At 43.8% G+C, this 17,101-nt stretch carries 12 protein-coding genes and 4 pseudogenes; 7 read left to right on the top strand and 9 right to left on the bottom strand.

What is annotated here, in order from left to right:
* Window position 1: 1 nt before the first annotated feature.
* Window positions 2-169: pseudogene (locus V7K97_RS04345) on the bottom strand (SAM-dependent methyltransferase); the annotation flags it as partial.
* Between the two features lie 738 nt (window positions 170-907).
* Here V7K97_RS04345 and V7K97_RS04340 point away from each other — a divergent pair.
* The 4 genes and pseudogenes from V7K97_RS04340 to arsS form a co-directional block, all read left to right on the top strand.
* Window positions 908-1,336: pseudogene (locus tag V7K97_RS04340) on the top strand (response regulator transcription factor); the annotation flags it as partial.
* Window positions 1,337-1,491: 155 nt separating this feature from the next.
* Window positions 1,492-2,460, top strand: a complete 969-nt coding sequence (arsM, locus tag V7K97_RS04335; RefSeq protein WP_334799458.1) for an arsenosugar biosynthesis arsenite methyltransferase ArsM — start codon at window positions 1,492-1,494, stop codon at window positions 2,458-2,460.
* A gap of 87 nt (window positions 2,461-2,547) precedes the next feature.
* Entirely contained in the window at window positions 2,548-3,576 is a 1,029-nt protein-coding gene (locus V7K97_RS04330; RefSeq protein ID WP_334799457.1) for an inorganic phosphate transporter, read from the top strand.
* 48 nt (window positions 3,577-3,624) lie between these two features.
* Window positions 3,625-4,632 (top strand): arsenosugar biosynthesis radical SAM (seleno)protein ArsS, encoded by a 1,008-nt coding sequence (gene arsS, locus V7K97_RS04325; protein WP_334799456.1) that lies wholly within the window; start codon window positions 3,625-3,627, stop codon window positions 4,630-4,632.
* A 385-nt stretch (window positions 4,633-5,017) separates the two neighbouring features.
* On the opposite strand, the gene V7K97_RS04320 is transcribed toward arsS, so the two are convergent.
* The 5 genes from V7K97_RS04320 to dnaJ all read right to left on the bottom strand — a co-directional run bounded on the left by V7K97_RS04320 (window position 5,018) and on the right by dnaJ (window position 8,987).
* Window positions 5,018-5,587, bottom strand: a complete 570-nt coding sequence (locus tag V7K97_RS04320) for a Uma2 family endonuclease (protein ID WP_334799455.1) — start codon at window positions 5,585-5,587, stop codon at window positions 5,018-5,020.
* 43 nt (window positions 5,588-5,630) lie between these two features.
* Window positions 5,631-6,371: a Uma2 family endonuclease gene (locus V7K97_RS04315; RefSeq protein WP_334799454.1), complete on the bottom strand. Its 741-nt coding sequence runs from the start codon at window positions 6,369-6,371 to the stop codon at window positions 5,631-5,633.
* A gap of 92 nt (window positions 6,372-6,463) precedes the next feature.
* On the bottom strand, window positions 6,464-7,603 hold the full coding sequence (rsgA, locus tag V7K97_RS04310) for a small ribosomal subunit biogenesis GTPase RsgA (protein WP_334799453.1): 1,140 nt from the start codon (window positions 7,601-7,603) through the stop codon (window positions 6,464-6,466).
* A complete protein-coding gene (locus tag V7K97_RS04305) occupies window positions 7,600-7,857 on the bottom strand; it encodes a sulfurtransferase TusA family protein (RefSeq protein WP_334799452.1) in 258 nt (85 codons plus the stop codon). Before V7K97_RS04305 ends, rsgA begins: the two co-directional genes overlap by 4 nt.
* Window positions 7,857-8,987, bottom strand: coding sequence for a molecular chaperone DnaJ (dnaJ, locus tag V7K97_RS04300; RefSeq protein WP_334799451.1), 1,131 nt, complete (start codon window positions 8,985-8,987; stop codon window positions 7,857-7,859). Before dnaJ ends, V7K97_RS04305 begins: the two co-directional genes overlap by 1 nt.
* A 228-nt stretch (window positions 8,988-9,215) precedes the next feature.
* Here dnaJ and V7K97_RS04295 point away from each other — a divergent pair, with 228 nt between their 5' ends.
* Entirely contained in the window at window positions 9,216-9,419 is a 204-nt protein-coding gene (locus V7K97_RS04295; RefSeq protein WP_334799450.1) for a hypothetical protein, read from the top strand.
* Window positions 9,420-9,506: 87 nt separating this feature from the next.
* Here V7K97_RS04295 and V7K97_RS04290 read toward each other — a convergent pair.
* The 3 genes and pseudogenes from V7K97_RS04290 to grpE all read right to left on the bottom strand — a co-directional run.
* Window positions 9,507-9,635: pseudogene (locus V7K97_RS04290) on the bottom strand (toxin-antitoxin system HicB family antitoxin); the annotation flags it as partial.
* Window positions 9,636-10,357: 722 nt separating this feature from the next.
* On the bottom strand, window positions 10,358-12,316 hold the full coding sequence (gene dnaK / locus V7K97_RS04285; protein WP_334799449.1) for a molecular chaperone DnaK: 1,959 nt from the start codon (window positions 12,314-12,316) through the stop codon (window positions 10,358-10,360).
* Between the two features lie 221 nt (window positions 12,317-12,537).
* Entirely contained in the window at window positions 12,538-13,287 is a 750-nt protein-coding gene (grpE, locus tag V7K97_RS04280) for a nucleotide exchange factor GrpE (protein WP_334799448.1), read from the bottom strand.
* Window positions 13,288-13,823: 536 nt separating this feature from the next.
* Between grpE and V7K97_RS04275 the strand changes: the two genes are divergently transcribed.
* Together V7K97_RS04275 and V7K97_RS04270 are read left to right on the top strand one after the other, a co-directional pair.
* Complete coding sequence (locus tag V7K97_RS04275) at window positions 13,824-15,827, top strand: GspE/PulE family protein (RefSeq protein ID WP_334799447.1); 2,004 nt, start codon at window positions 13,824-13,826, stop codon at window positions 15,825-15,827.
* A gap of 118 nt (window positions 15,828-15,945) precedes the next feature.
* Window positions 15,946-17,076 (top strand): annotated as a pseudogene (locus V7K97_RS04270) (type IV pilus twitching motility protein PilT); the annotation flags it as partial.
* Between the last annotated feature and the right edge of the window lie 25 nt (window positions 17,077-17,101).

The following is a 17,101-nucleotide window of genomic DNA, read 5'->3' as shown; positions in this document are numbered from 1 at the left end:
CTCCAGTACCACAGCCGATATCAAGTATATTTGCTGGCTCTGGTAAATCGACGTACTCCAACAACCGTTTGTGAATGGCTCGATAAAACACTGAAGGAAAGAGCCAGTCATAACTTGGTGCCCATCGATCAAAAAGTAGCTTTTTATTACTGAAAAAGTCATTAGTCATTATTTTTCGCAGCTTCCTTAAAACTTGATGCTTTTTTTTAGGGTAAGTTTAGCTACGCCTCCAAAAAGTTGGTTAACAACAAAAGTTAACTATAGCGGTTCTCGGTTTAGTGAGGTACAAGAACCCCACCCCCAACCCCCTCCCCGCTCTTCGAGAGGGGGCTAAGATGTACCTTCTATGATTAGGAAACGCTATAGCGGTTCTGAATTGGTTGTAATACCGATTTTTTGTAGGGTTAGGGACTGACAAGAAATAAATTATCCATCTTGTGGGGTGGGCAACATGAGCGCCCTAAATCTGGGACGGGTGGGGACACCAATCCCACAAAAAATTTGGGATGTTTTTTTTATTTGTCAGTTCCTTATCTTTGTAGAGAACCAAAGTTAAAGCGCTCTGTTAAGCTAATCGGCATTTAAGTTGCATAATCAAGGCGCTCATGTTGCCCACCCCACAAGATATTGAGAAAATTTTAATATGCAAATTAGATGTGTTTTAGCTTATTTTGCTGATGAATGCGGTGAAGATGTCGCAATTTATTGCTAATAGCGGATTGAATCGTTCTTTGATCAAGCTGCACAACAGTTTAATTGCAGACTTACGGTTGTTACTTGCTCAGATTTATACTAAGCTAACCTACACTTAATTAAATGTTTGGCTATTGAGTAGCTGGCATCTGGCTAAAGTGTTTCCAGACCGGATTGTTGCTTACCGTACCCTGCTAAAATCATTAACATCATCATGACGCACATCTTATTGGTTGAAGATGAAGTCAAATTGGCACGATTTATCGAATTGGAATTGAATTATGAAGGCTATCAAGTCAGTGTTGCCTATGATGGATTAACTGCACTCACCGCAGCGCGTGAGTTACATCTAGATTTAGTAATTTTAGACTTGATGTTGCCTGGTTTATCTGGATTGGAAATTTGCCGCAGCTTGCGAAGTATTGTTGATAAAGTACCGATAATCTTATTAACCGTCAAAGATGAAGTGAGCGATCGCATTGCAGGCTTAGACACTGGTGCTAATGATTACCTTATTAAACCCTTCAGCGCTGATGAATTATTAGCCAGAGTTGGCACTCACCTGCAAAGAAGCCACCAAATATCTGCGGCATCTGTTTTAGAATTTGAAGACTTGAGTTTAAATCGTAGACGGAATCATATTCAATAATTTTTGCTTATTCCCTCAGTCCCCAAAACCCACAATTATAGGAAGATTTGGGGTTTTTGACAATCTCAGCAAAAACTTATCCAACTCAGAGTTAATTATACTAGGATGCACAAAGCTGTGATCATCTAAAATCTAAAATCCAAAATGGCATGACCTATCTAGAAACAGCAGCGCAATTCTACCGCGAAGTTGCCCAAACCCCGCAAGTTGGACTTTGTTGTGTGCAAAGTACGCCCCTGCAACTACCAGGATTGAAAATTCCTTTGCTGATGCAGGAAATGAACTATGGTTGTGGCACCACTGTTCACCCCACTGAACTGGGAAACCAACCGACTGTGCTATATGTCGGCGTTGGTGGTGGCTTAGAAGCGTTGCAATTTGCTTATTTTTCCCGCTATGCAAGTGGTGTAATTGCTGTTGAACCGGTTGAGGCTATGGGGGAAGCAGCCGCACGTAATTTGCAAATTGCTGCTCAAGAAAACTCCTGGTTCGACACCAGCTTTGTAGAAATCCGCGAAGGTGATGCTTTTAACTTACCCGTTGCTGATGCTAGCGTCGATATTGTCGCACAGAATTGCCTTTTCAACATCTTTGAACCAGAAGATTTAACTCGTGCTTTAAAAGAAGCATATCGGGTATTAAAACCAGGTGGACGCTTGCAGATGAGCGATCCAATTGCTAGTCGTCCAATTCCAGCACATCTTCAACAAGATGAGCGACTCAGAGCGATATGTTTATCAGGCGCACTCACATATCAAGAGTATACTGAACGGATTACAAATGCTGGCTTTGGTCAAGTTGAAATTCGCGCTCGTCGTCCTTACCGTCTACTAGATTCCCGGACTTATAATTTAGAAGAAAATCTACTTTTAGAGAGTCTTGATTCTGTTTCTTTTAAAGTTGTAATTCCAGAAGATGGTGCTTGCATTTTCACTGGTAAAACAGCAATTTATGCTGGTTCTGAGCCATTCTTTGACGATTCAGCAGGTCATTTACTTCAGTTAGGTATTCCCGCAGCAGTGTGTGATAAAACCGCCGCTAAACTTGCGGCTATAAAGCCAGCAGAAATAATTGTTACCAATTCAACCTGGCACTATAGCGGTGGTGGCTGCTGTTAATTTCTGAAGAAAGAATTCAGGTGTCAGGAGTCAGAATGGGCTAAACCTTAGCTATCCGCTAACAGAATAATTCTGTGCGACTGGAGAATGAATGCACAACTTGAATATTTTGCTAATTTGATTCTGGATTCTGACTTCTTTTTTATAAACCCTAAAATGTTGTTAATTAGTCTGTTTTTAGCTACGCTTTTTTTAGCATATTCAAATGGTGCAAATGATAATTTTAAAGGTGTAGCAACACTATTTGGTAGCCGAACAAGCAGCTATCAAACAGCAATTTTATGGGCAACTTTTACAACTTTTGCTGGTGCAATAACTGCGACTTTTTGGGCAAGTACACTAATTAAAAACTTTTCTGGAAAAGGACTATTACCTGATGCGATCGCTAACGCCCCAGAATTTCATATAGCAGTTGCGATCGCAACTGGTTTGACTGTACTCTTTGCCACTCTTATGGGGTTTCCCATTTCCACAACTCACAGTTTAACAGGTGCGCTAGTTGGGGCTGGATTAGTTGCGATCGGACTTCAAGTTAATTTTGGCGCTTTGGGAACTTCCTTTATTTTGCCTTTATTACTAAGTTCAATGATTGCTATTCCCTTGGGAGCAGGAATTTACAGCTTATCTGCCTATATAAATTCAAAATGGCATCTACCAGTCAACCAGAAAATGATTGATAGTTGCCATTTTCTCAGCGCGGCGATTGTCAGTTTTGCTAGGGGATTAAATAATACTCCTAAGATTTTCTCACTCATTCTAATTATTGACTATTTTTCGATTCAGGGAGGAATGATCACGATTGCGATCGCAATGGCACTTGGCGGTTTACTGAACTCCCAAAAAGTTGCTATTACCATGAGTGAAAATATTACCTCAATGAATCATAGTCAAGGACTATCAGCAAATATAGTCACTGGAGTTTTGGTGATTGTAGCTAGTCGGTTTGGGCTTCCAGTTTCCACTACTTATGTTTCAGTTGGTTCTATTTTTGGTGTGGGATTGATTAACAAAAAAGCCAATACACGTGTTTTTTATCAGATACTATTATCGTGGATTTTAACTTTACCTACTGCTGCAATTATTAGTGGAATAACCTACAGATTATTGCAAGGTTAGAAAAATTTAATTGAATATATTTGTGCGATTTTTAAGGAATAGTAAATAATGCCAACTCAATCAATAATTACACTAGATACATCACTCACACCATTTAATCACAAACTCAATTCACCGTTGACAAAAAAAGGAATCACTGTTTTACAAATTAATCTAGGTAAGCGTTGTAACCTTACGTGTACACACTGTCATGTCGAAGCTAGTCCAAAACGTACAGAAGAACTTTCTCCTGAAATTTGCGAACAATTGATTTCGCTAATCCATAAATTTCCCGAAATCAAAATTCTGGATTTGACTGGTGGCGCACCAGAAATGAATTACGGATTTAAGCCATTGGTAGAAGCAGCAAGAATAACTGGTAAACAAGTGATTGTCCGATCTAATTTGACCATTTATTTTGAAGATGGTTTTGGTGATTTACCAGAATACTTTGCTAAACACCAAGTAAGAGTTGTGGCTTCTCTACCCTGTTATCTGGCAGATAATGTTGATAAAATGCGTGGTGCTGGTGTTTTTGAGAGTTCAGTCAAAGCTTTGCAGTGGCTTAACCAACTCGGCTATGGTAAAGACCAAAATCTAATTTTAGACTTGGTATTTAATCCCCAGTTACCCACGGGTGAAAAATTTTCCTTAGCTCCCGAACAGAGCAACCTAGAACAAGATTACAAAATGTTCTTGCAAGAACATTTTGATATTGTATTTAACAACCTCTTCACCATTACCAACCTACCAGTTGGTAGAACTAAAATGCATTTAGAACGGACAAAACTGTACACCAGCTATTTGCAGTTTTTAGAGTTGCATTTTAATCCCAGCACAGTTGAACATTTAATGTGTCGTAATGAACTTTCAATTGACTATCTGGGCAATGTATATGATTGTGACTTTAACCAAATGATGAATTTGCCTGCAAAAACTTTCAATGGTGCAATCTTGACAGTTAGCAAATTGTTAGAAGCTGGCAGTTTAGACCTAATTAGTGAGGTACAAACTGCTGCTTATTGCTATGGTTGTACTGCTGGGTGTGGTTCTAGTTGTGGTGGCGCTTTGCTCTAAACGTCTGCATTTACAGGCATTTTTAGCTAAAACAGCATTCATCCCACACTCCTAGAAGTGAGTGTGGGGACGCCAGACGAGAGCGACGGGAAACCCGTCTACAGCGCTGGCTCATGAATGCGCGGGAGTGGAGAGAGATAGTAATTAACGCTCTTCTATGACTCTGGAGAGAGAATAATCCAGGCGATTAGAAATCGCGGCTACACCAGCAAAGTCCGCCTGCGCGGACTAACGTCAAAATAGGGTTTCAAATTTAATCTGATGAGAGTAATAAAAGAGCGTTAATGTTTTTTGGCAGGGGATGGAACTGGAGCCACCGCCATCAGTTGTTGGTGCAGCTGAGTTTGAAGAGTGATGCCTAGGTTGGGCTACGCCTACGCCAGAATTATCCAAAAAAACGCTGAACTCGAACGCCAAAACCTGGTAACAGTGGTGATGTGATTTCGTCATCAGCCAACAAAGTTGCAATCAGTTTTAATTGAGCAGTTTCTCGGCGATAAACTTCTAGCTGCTGTAATTGCCAATTTGCAATCCAATATTCTTGGACTCCTGTGGATGAGTATAGTTTCAGCTTGGCTTCTCGATCTCGACGTTCGTTAGTTGTCCCAGGAGAAAGCACTTCTACAATCAGTTCTGGCGCTCCTCTCAAATGCCCTTCCTCATCTAGCAATTGTGCTAAACGCTCATTACCGATCCAAACTACATCGGGTATGACATTATCGGCATCTGTAAAAATGATGCCGGGAGTTTGACGGGTTTCCCCCAGCCCACTAGAGCGAGACCAAATTTGCAACTCTAAGGATATATTACCCGCAGTTCCTTGATGTTTCCAGTGAGGCGCTCTAGTCACAAATAGTTCTCCGTCAACAATTTCATAGCGCTTCCATTCGTCAGTTTGGAGTAATTCTAAGTCTGAGATTGTCCAACGGACTTGATCAGATATTGTTTGGTTCATAGCACTATTTTTCTATGCCTAGTTTAGAGATAAAATTCTATTTTCAGAATATTTGCTCAGGATCAATACCTGCGGCTCGTAAGCGTTCTGCCAATATTGCAGCCCGTTGACGTTCTTGCTCTAGCTCTTGATTTGTTTGCTCTAACTGTTGATTTGCTTGCTGTAACTGTTGGTTTGCTTCTTCTTCTGGCAACATCAACAGTTGCCCATCAGGGGTAAAAAAGCGTAATTTACCAGACTCAACTCCTAAATATAAATCTAACTGCTGACTCCACAACCAACCCGACTCAGTGGGTACAAGTTCTTGGTATTGCCCATCAACTATGTGAAATCCCTGTAATTCTAGGTTATTTGGGTCAAACCAAAAGTAATCAGGAGTGCGAAACGTATTCTGGTATATCTGCTTTTTCAAACCTTTATCAACCGAGGCAGTGGAATCAGATAACATCTCAATAATTACATTGGGATATTTGCCATCTTCTTGCCATACAACCCAGCTTTTGCGGTCTTTTTTTTCTGTATCTAAAACCACAAAGAAATCGGGGCCTCGAAATTCTTCTGATTTTTTCTGGTTCGGACTGAAATAGATCGTCAGGTTGCCGGTAACATAAAAATCCTGACGATCGCGCCACCACCATTTAATCAAACGGATCAGTAAATCAATTTGTTCTCGGTGTAGATCAGATTCCAAGGGGGGTTCGTCACTATAAATGTCGCCTGGTGGGAAAATTATACTCTCAGTAACAGCTTCTAAACTAGGGGTAGTGACCAGGGGCTGAGACATACAAGATACTTTTTCTATTTGTATCTATGCTATCGTGACTAACCTTTGGATTATGAATGCGTAGGCGCAGCCCGTCGTAGACATCGCAATCCTTATTCCTCATCTCGATATAACTCCTGCAAATCCTGTAACTGAGTTTTCCGAGAAATCCGACGATATTTTTTACTTTCTAGCTTGGGTTCGTATTGACTCTGCCCTTTGCCTTTGCTTTTGCTTTTTAACTTCATAGTGGATTCTGGATCAGCTTGTTGATGAAGCTGAGTTTCATGAGCGATCGCAGCGTCCAAAAATTCTAAATAATGTTCATATCGTTCCCAGTCTCCCCGCACCACACACTCAGGCTCGTCTCGATGCAGACAATCACTAAACCGACAGCTAGCAACTGCTAACCGCTTTCTGGCTTCTGGGAAATAACGGATTAATTCTTCTGGGTTACAATTCATGTCAGGCTGATTAAAGCCGGGTGTGTCTGCCAACAATCCACCTTCAGGTAACTCAAATAATTCTATATGGCGAGTGGTATGACGGCCACGAGCTAGTTTCCCAGAAACTTCTCCGACTCGCAGCTTCGCAGAGTCAATTAGCGTATTAATCAGGCTGGATTTACCCACGCCGGAAGGACCAGCAATTACGGTAATTTTATTACTTAAATATCTCGCTGCTTGATCGGTATTTATACCATCTTTAACACTAATAAATATCGGTTCATAGCCCCAACCAAGAAGGCGATCGCTAAATTGTTGTTGTTCGTGCGGTGAAATTAAATCACTTTTATTCAAGCATAAAAGCACATCTAAGTCAGTAGACTCAGCTTTAATTAGAAATCTACTTAGCTGATAAGGTTCCAAAGGTGGATCGGCAACAGCAAATACCAATAAAATTTGGTTGACATTGGCGATCGCTGGACGATCTAACTCACTTTTACGGGGTAAAACCTCAGCGATCGCACCTCGTCCCCCAGCCCAATCTGGCTCTTCTAGCACAACGCGATCGCCTACCATCACCTGTTGTCCGATTTTTTTCAGACGTGTTCGGCGAGTACAGAGAAGGAGCAGGGGCAGGGGTGCTGAGGGGCTGAGGGGCTGAGGGGCATTTAAATCCAGTTTCTCCTCTGCTCCCCTGCTCCCCTGCTCCCCATCTTCTTCATCCATCTGTACTCGGTAAAAATTAGCCTGTACAGCCACCACTGTACCCAATAACTGTCCACCTGCGGCAAAATTTTCCCCTGTCATTGGCCAGCAACTGGACGGCGCACTAACAGAGAAAAATAACTAGTGCAGTCTGTAATTTGTTCCACCTGATAACCTGCCATTGTCAAACTATCAGGAACCTGCTCAATCGGCTCACCAGGGTCTAGCCAGACTTCTAGCAAACCTCCCAATGGCATTTTCTCCAGACGTAATTTTGTCCGCACGAAATTAATCGGGCAAGGGGTGCCGCGTAAATCAAGTTGAGCATCGGGAGTTAAAACAGAAGAGGGCATCATCACTTAAATAAATTTCCCAAGAATCCTTCTAAACCGCCTTTACCAGTGCGATCGCCCTTAATTTTAGCCAGTTTCTCCAACAGTTCCCTCTCCTCTGGGGTAACTTTATTGGGAATATCAATTAATACGTTGAGCATGTGATCCCCACGACTAACGGGATTACCCAAACGCGGTACGCCGCGATTTTCCAACTTCATCACCGTATTTGGCTGAGTTCCGGCGGGAATAATCAGTTCTACCGGCCCATCTACCGTATCTACCTCTAACCGACAACCTAAAATTGCTTGCAGGTAGCTAACTTTGATTTCCGAGAGAATATTAATGCCATCCCGTTGGAATTCCTCGTCCTCATTCACGAACAAGTAAACGTACAAATCCCCAGGAGGACCACTACGTTGGCCAGAATCTCCTTCACTAGAAATCCGTAAGCGAGTGCCATTATCGACCCCAGCCGGAATGGTAATTTTGAGTTTCTTGGTGACTTGATTTGCGCCCTTACCATCACAGGCATCACATTTATCTTCAATTACCATCCCTGTGCCATTACAGGTGGGACAAGTCGAGACTTGGGTGAAACTGCCAAAGGGTGTTCTAGTGACACGGCGGACTTGACCCGATCCGGCACAAGTTGAACAAGTCCGAGGGCGGGTTCCAGGTTTAGCACCAGAACCGCTACAAACTTCACAATTTTCTAGATGGGAAATGCGAATTTCTTTTTCGCCACCAAATACTGCTTCCCGAAAATCTAATTTCAGGTCTAGCCGCAGGTCATCGCCCCTCGCCGGACCACTGCGCCGTCTTTGTTGCGTGGGACTACCCATACCGCCAGCAAACCCACTAAAAATGCTTTCAAATATATCGGCAAAACCACCCATATCGCCGACATCTTGAAAGCCCGCGCCAGCAGCACCAGATACACCATCTGGCCCAAAGCGATCGTAACGAGCGCGGGTTTCTGGTTCCGACAGTACCTCATAAGCGCGGTTAATTTCTTTAAAGCGATCCTCCGCCCCCGGTTCTTTGTTCACATCTGGGTGATACTTCCGGGCTAAACGGCGATAGGCTTGTTTGATTTCTTCTTTGTCGGTGTCACGAGAGACACCCAGGATTTCATAATAGTCGCGGGCCATATAGCAAAGGTAAAAGTTAGAAGGAAGAAAGCAGAAGTCAGTAGAAGGTCACGGTCACTTGCTACCCCTACGGATAAGTGTTTTGCCTACAGATATGCAAGAGCGACACAGTATCCGTTTAGAGGGTGGCTTGCCGGAGGACAGGCAGAAGATAAAATTAATTTTTGTTAATAAATTGATTTTACCCTTTAGCTTTTACAAAAATCACCGACAAATCTAGAGCAACAGGTGCTTTCCTCGTGGGAGACGACAAAAGCTATAGAAGTTAAGAGTAGGGGAAGCCTCTGCTCAGACTTCTCACTGCTGAGTCGGCTGTCTCTTTTACAATTGTGCTACGTAGCAGAGGAAAACCCCGCCCATCAACCAGAGGGGCTAGCCGCACCATTAGGTGTGGAAAACCACACTTATGCAATGGAAGTGCATCTGAACTGACACACTGCCCAGTCCAAAGTAACTTGCTTCTACAATCTAGCAAACGACTGGGGGCTTGGGGGGTTGTGAAACTTCGCTAAATTTATATTAACTAACATACAGGCATAAGCTTTTTTCGACCAACGAGTTAAGGCTTTGTCCCTCTTTTTTTGCTTTAACTACAATTTTTTTGTGTAAATCAGGGTCAATTCTTACCATGAATTTACCAGAGAATGGCTTATCAGGCTCCTAGTCACCCCAAGAATTGAGATGGGGAGATGAGGCAGCAGGGAAAGAAGAACTATTAATTATAGGACCAGCCCTTTGAAGGTGACTCGTAAAATCTCTGTTTTTCTCTCTGCGCTGCGCCAGTTACTTCTCCCAGCAGGGCTGTTTCATTCGTTCAGATCAGAATTTTGTCAAGAGTATCAACCAGAAAATTTAGTGAGTTGGTAATCGAAAAATTACTGTTTCAATCGGTAAATTTAAGTGCGATCGCCTGGTTTTTGACCCAATTAGAGTGTTTAAAAACCTGATTTTTTTGACTGATACGCTTGTAAATTAAGGTCTTTTAGGGAATGAATCAGCCCTGCTTCTCCCAGGGGGAGACGCTACACGTAGCAAGATCCCCGGAGGGGTACAAGTCGGGAAACCGCAAGGGCGCACTGGCAACTCTATTGCCTCTGCGGTTTAAAAGTAATTTATTTAACCACAGAGGCGCAGAGAGCGCAGAGAGGAAATCAGAGATTTTCTGAGTCACCTTGAAAGGGCTAATTATAGGACTTACGCATTGACAGAGAGAGCCAACTGTGAATGACCTCTCATTCCTGGGCTGCTGCCTGGGAACGAGGCAGGGCAAGACTTTTAGTTAAAAAAGCCGAATGTGCATATCATGGTCAATATGTAAAGTGCGTAAGTCCTGAATTATTGAGCAATGCCCAATGCCCCATGCCCAATCCCTAATCTATCGCCTCATAATCAGCCTGGGCAGTACTTTCTTCATCAAAATCAAAGTTGAATTGTGGTATTAGTGTGCCATTCATTGGTGAGTCTATTTCTGGGGTAAAGAGACTAGCTGAATCCTTCTCAATCTCATCACTTTGGCTGTTAGCTCGGTTGTAGACATCAGCACCGATCGCAAACAGGGTTTGTTGGAAGTCGTCTAGGCGCTGCTTAAATTCCACTGTGGAAATATTAGAGTCAATCATTGCAGCTTGGAGTTGTGAAACTTTTTCACTAGCCAAGGTTTTCATCTGATCGCCGATAAAGTTACTATTCTCCTTGATGGTAGATTCGTAACTGAACAACAAATTATCTGCTTGGTTTCGGAGTTCAACCAGTTCTTTACGTCTTCTATCTTCTTCAGAAAATAGTTCCGCCTCTTGGCGCATCCGTTCGACTTCGTTGATACTCAAACCACCTGTATTGGTAATCCGAATACTTTGTTCTCTACCTGTACCTTTATCTTGAGCAGAAACCTTCAGGATGCCGTTGACATCGATTTCAAAGGATACTTCAATTTGTGGGACACCACGGGGCGACGGGGGGATTCCTGCTAACAGAAACTTGCCGAGACTCTTGTTATCTCGTGACATTGCCCGTTCACCTTGGAGGATGTGAATTTCTACTGAGGTTTGTCCATCAACTGCTGTGGAAAAAATTTGTGACCTACTCGTAGGAATTGTGGTGTTACGTTCAATAATTTTGGTGAACACTTCACCCAAGGTTTCAATTCCCAAGGATAGAGGAGTGACATCCAATAGTAAGAGATTATCGACTTCGCCACCCAACACACCTGCTTGGATCGCTGCTCCCAATGCTACGGCTTCGTCAGGGTTGATGGAGCGATCGGGAGCTTTGCCGTTGAAAAACTTAATCAGCGCGTTTTGGACTGCGGGAATACGGGTAGAACCACCTACCAAAATAATCCGATCTATGGCTGCTGGTTTGAGATCCGCATCTTTGAGCGCTTGGATCATCGGTTCGATGGTCGCTTCAATTAATTTCCCTGCGAGTTCTTCAAATTTAGAGCGGCTTAGTTCCATCTCCAGATGCTTTGGGCCGCTGTCATCAGCTGTGATGAAAGGCAAGTTGATGGAGGTATTCATCATACTGGAGAGTTCAATTTTTGCCTTTTCCGCCGCTTCCCGCAGGCGTTGCAGTGCCATCTTATCTTGGGAAAGGTTGATTTTTTCCTCTTGCTGGAAGCGTTCCATCATCCAAAGCACGATCGTATTATCAAAGTCGTCTCCACCTAAATGGTTGTTACCACAAGTGGCCTTAACTTCAAAAACGCCATCCCCCAGTTGTAGGATCGAGACGTCGAAAGTACCGCCTCCCAAGTCAAATACTAAAATTAGCTGCTCTTGGTCTTGCTTGTCTAATCCGAAAGCTAAAGCCGCAGCTGTTGGTTCATTGATGATTCGCAGTACTTCTAATCCAGCAATGGTGCCAGCATCTTTAGTAGCTTGTCTTTGGGCATCTGTGAAATATGCGGGTACCGTAATCACTGCTTGAGTGACTTCTTCACCCAAGAAGTTTTCGGCATCCTGCTTCAGCTTTTGCAGGATCATGGCCGATAGTTCTTGTGGCGTATAGTTTTTTGAGCGGATTTGGACATCAACGGTTTCGTCTCGACCTTTGACACAGTTGTAGGGGACGCGATCGCGTTCTATTTCAGTCTCTTCCCAACGCCGCCCGATGAATCGTTTAATACTGTAAATTGTGTTTTCAGCATTGGTTACGGCTTGGCGTTTTGCCAATTGACCAACCAAGCGATCGCCAGTCTTTCCAAATCCCACAATACTTGGAGTAGTTCGTCCACCTTCAGAATTGGAGATCACAAGTGGTTGACCACCCTCCAAAACTGCGACGCAACTGTTAGTAGTGCCTAAGTCGATCCCAATAACTTTTCCCATAAATATCAGTATTTTTACCGAATTTTTCTGCTGTAATCTGTCGCGGACTAACTTTTTTGCTAAAAACAAAGGCTAGCGGATAACGTCTGTGGAACCTCTGTTGCTGGTAGCAAGAGAGAAGTTGAAACACAGAGAGTTATCCAAAGCCTTGTTTGAGGTACGCGATGCTCGTCCTTGCTAGAACCCAGGCACTTAAGGTCAGCGAGGCGAGCGATTACAGCTTAACTGAAGGCTTGACTCGACTGATCTTCTGGTGCAGCAGGGCTATCTTCCTTGGGAGCAGCTACTTTGACCATTGCATGGCGTAGCACGCGATCGCCCAAGTAATATCCGCGCACTAACTCTTCTAACACTCTTCCTTCAGGATGTTCATCCGTAGGTTCCCGCATTACTGCTTCGTGTAGGTTAGGATCAAATTCTTCACCTTCAGGACGCATTGGTGATACACCCAAGCGCTTTAGGCTATCTACTAATTGTTTGTAAACGCCTTGGTAACTTTTGTGCATGGTCATTTCGCCATCAGATTGGGGTTTGAGGTGCGATCGCGCCCGCTCAAAATTATCCACCACTGGCAGCAACTCCAGAATCGTGTTCCGCTTCATCTGCACCTCTAGGTCTTCTTTTTCCTTGCTAGTGCGTTTCCGATAATTCTCAAAATCGGCGGCAATCCGCATATATTGAGTACTACGCTCTTCTAGTTGCGTTTTCAGGGACTCGATTTGTTGAGTCAGTTCAGCCAAAGCTGTCCTGTCCAGTTCAGTTTTTTCGGTTGCAGGGACGCTATTTTCTGGATTGAGAGTACCCGTATCTCCTGATGCATTTGTTTGGGCTGCCACTTGCTCTATCACCTCACTACCAGATTCATTGAAATTAATTTGGGCTGGGGAGTCACTCTTCATTGCTTGCTTTACCTCTGTTGGTTCACCCAATTGCTGGCTTGTATTGCTTATCTGTTTATTTTCATCGATCATTGTCTATTCATTCCAGATCCTATTTATGGCAGTGTATCTCCACGGCTTGCAACCGTCGTCATCCACGACTTGCAACTAGGGCTGATTTTTTTGCCGACAAGTTCCTGGAAGTGATATAACCGTCCTCTTATTGTGACAAATGGTGAACACGTTAGCCCAGACGCAGCTAAGGCGGGAACCCGAACGAGTAGTAAGTAGGACTAGGGACTGGAGAGTTCGGTTAAGGCAAGAGACGCGATTTATCGCCGTCTTTACAATAATCAGTCCTTTGTAGAGACGGCGATTTATCGCGTCTTTGCGATTAGCGGCGTGTCATGAAAAAACCTTATCCCAACCGTATCGACCCATCTCCGTGGGTTTAAAACACTCAATTTTTCTTTAGGACGAGAGTTTGTGTAGCCGCGAATGACCTTCGCTGGGGCTTAAGTTAACTCAGAACTGTTTCGGTGACTCAGGACTTTTTTGGAAAATGAGAATTCTGTCTTCCCGCCTGGGAATACTTTAATTAGAGGTTTCCCCAAATCAATTGCTCATTTATGAACTCGTCACCACAACGGCGCAGTACCGCTCTAACTACCAGAACAGAGTTTTCGCCCTTCGGCAACAAGCTAGTGCAATCTGGCTATGTCAATACCGAACAGATGAGGCAGGCACTAATTGAAAGCCGCAAATCTGGCCGACCCTTAACGGAAGTACTAGAGTCAATCACTGGGCAACAACTATCGCCTGAGTTGCTCAGACAATACAAAAAACAGCAGCTATTTGAACTTAAAATCCTATACGGAGTTGAATTTCTCGATCCCGAAGTCAACTCCGTTGGCAACACGATGATGGGGAACCTGATTGAAACCCTCATCCCAGTGGATATTTGCCGTCGCCATCGTTTAGTACCACTGTCAAAACACGAAGACCAAACCCCGCCCTCAGTTTTAGTGGCGATGGTGGCTCCAGATAATCTAGAGGCTTCCGATGACCTGAACCGCATCTTGCGCCCCCAAGGGTTGGCATTGCAGCGCATGGTGATTACCCAGGAAGACTACCAACAGCTAATCAACCAATATTTGGATGAAATGGCTGTTAAGCAGAAGCACCTAGATCAAGAAAAGTTTACAGATATTAATCAGGATTTAGAAAACCTCGGAAATCTCGATCTTTCCGATGCTCCTGAAGAAATGGAGGCTGATCTAGGGGCAGCGATGAAGGGTGCTGAGGATGCCCCAGTCATTAACCTAGTTAATAGAATCCTGGCTAAAGCCTTGCATGAGGGCGTTTCTGACATTCATATCGAACCGCAAGAAGAAAACTTACGCATTCGCTTTCGCAAAGATGGCGTACTGAAGGAAGCTTTCGATCCCCTACCGAAAAAAATTATCCCGGCGGTGACAGCCCGATTTAAAATCATCTCCAATCTAGACATTGCAGAACGCCGTATGCCCCAAGATGGACGTATCCGGCGGATGTTTGAGGGGCGGAAAGTGGATTTCCGGGTGAATACCTTACCCAGTCGCTACGGGGAAAAGGTGGTGCTGCGGATTTTGGATAACTCCTCAACCCAACTGGGATTAAATAAGTTAATTACCGATCCAGAGACTTTACATATTGTCCAGGATATGGTTAGCCGTCCCTTCGGTCTAATTTTGGTAACTGGGCCAACTGGTTCTGGGAAAACAACCTCGTTGTATTCTGCACTCTCAGAAAAGAATGATCCCGGAATTAATATCAGTACTGTAGAAGACCCAATTGAGTACAGCCTTCCAGGGATTACTCAAGTACAGGTGATTCGGGAAAAAGGGCTGGATTTTGCTACCGCTCTGCGGGCTTTCTTGCGACAAGATCCAGATGTGCTGCTGGTGGGTGAAACGCGGGATAAAGAAACAGCAAAAACAGCAATTGAGGCTGCTTTGACTGGTCACTTGGTATTAACTACCTTACATACCAATGATGCCCCAGGTGCGATCGCCCGTTTGGGAGAAATGGGGATTGAGCCTTTCATGATTTCTAGTTCCCTAATTGGCGTATTAGCTCAACGTTTGGTGCGGCGTGTCTGTTCTGAATGTCGCATTCCTTACACTCCCACAACCGAGGAATTGGCTCGTTATGGTCTATCTGCTTCCTCTGATGTGGGAGTCACCTTTTATAAAGCTAACACCTTGACATTAGATGCGATCGCCGATGCCAAAGCCAAAAATCAGCTTTGCCCAAAATGTAATGGCGGCGGCTACAAAGGGCGTTGTGGTGTTTATGAAGTCATGCGAGTCACCGAAAACCTGCAAACTCTCATCAACCAAGATGCACCCACCGAACGTATTAAGGAAGTGGCAATAGAAGAGGGCATGAAAACCTTGCTGGCTTACAGTTTGGATTTAGTGCGCGAAGGTTCCACCACCCTAGAAGAAGTAGAACGAGTGACGTTTACTGATACTGGTTTGGAAGCCGAATTAAAAGCCAAACGCAAGACTGGTCTTACCTGTCGGAGTTGCGAGGCCACATTGAAACAAGAATGGCTGGATTGTCCTTACTGTATGACAGCTCGGTTTTAAGACTAGTCATTAGTCATTAGTCATTGGTCATTGGTCATTGGTCACTAGTTGATGCTTACTAACTTTAAACAAATGACAACTGACAAAGGACAAACAATAAACATTAAAAGGAAGCAGAACTATGGAAATGATGATTGAAGACTTGATGGAGCAATTGATTGAATTGGGTGGCTCGGATATGCATTTATCCGCAGGTTTGCCTCCCTACTTCCGCATCAGTGGTAAACTCACCCCCATAGGTGAGCATATATTGACAGCTGATCAGTGTCAAAGGCTGATTTTTAGTATGCTCAACAACACCCAGCGTAAAACCTTAGAGCAAAACTGGGAGTTGGATTGTTCTTATGGTGTTAAAGGTTTGGCTCGCTTCCGGGTCAATGTCTATAAAGAACGTGGTTCTTATGCTGCTTGCTTACGGGCATTAAGTTCTAAGATTCCTAACTTTGAAAAATTAGGTTTGCCAGATATTGTGCGGGAAATGACAGATAAACCCAGAGGACTAATTCTGGTCACAGGTCCTACAGGTTCTGGCAAGACTACTACCCTAGCGGCAATGATTGACTTGATTAACCGCACCAAGGCAGAGCATATTTTGACGGTGGAAGACCCAATTGAATTTGTCTATGAACCAATTAAAAGCTTGGTTCACCAACGACAACTCGGTGAAGATACTAAGAGTTTTGCTAATGCCTTGAAAGCAGCTTTGCGGGAAGATCCAGATATCGTTCTGGTAGGGGAAATGCGCGATTTGGAAACAATTTCTTTGGCAATTTCTGCCGCAGAAACAGGACACTTGGTATTTGGCACACTACATACCAGTTCTGCCGCACAGACAGTTGACCGGATTATTGACGTTTTCCCCCATGAAAGACAAACCCAAGTGCGGGTGCAGTTGTCTAACTCCTTAGTGGCAGTATTTAGCCAAACCTTGGTGTCCAAGAAAAGCCCTAAACCCGGTGAATATGGTCGGGTGATGGCTCAAGAAATTCTGATCGTTACTCCCGCTATTTCCAACTTGATTCGAGAAGGCAAAACAGCCCAAATTTACTCAGCGATTCAAACTGGCGGCAAATTGGGTATGCAAACTCTAGAGAAGGTTTTAGCCGATTTTTATAAAGCAGGAACGATTTCCTTTGAAGCGGCGATGTCTAAGACTTCCAAGCCAGATGAAATCCAACGTCTCATCGGTACTTCTGTACCACCCCAAGCAGCAGGTGCAAAACCTGGTGCGGCGGCTAAAGCCCATTAAAGGAAGTGGGGATGAGGGAGAAATC

It is taken from the genome of Nostoc sp., from assembly GCF_036917815.1.
Lineage (GTDB): Bacteria > Cyanobacteriota > Cyanobacteriia > Cyanobacteriales > Nostocaceae > Nostoc.
This window is presented reverse-complemented; position numbering and strand designations above follow the sequence as displayed.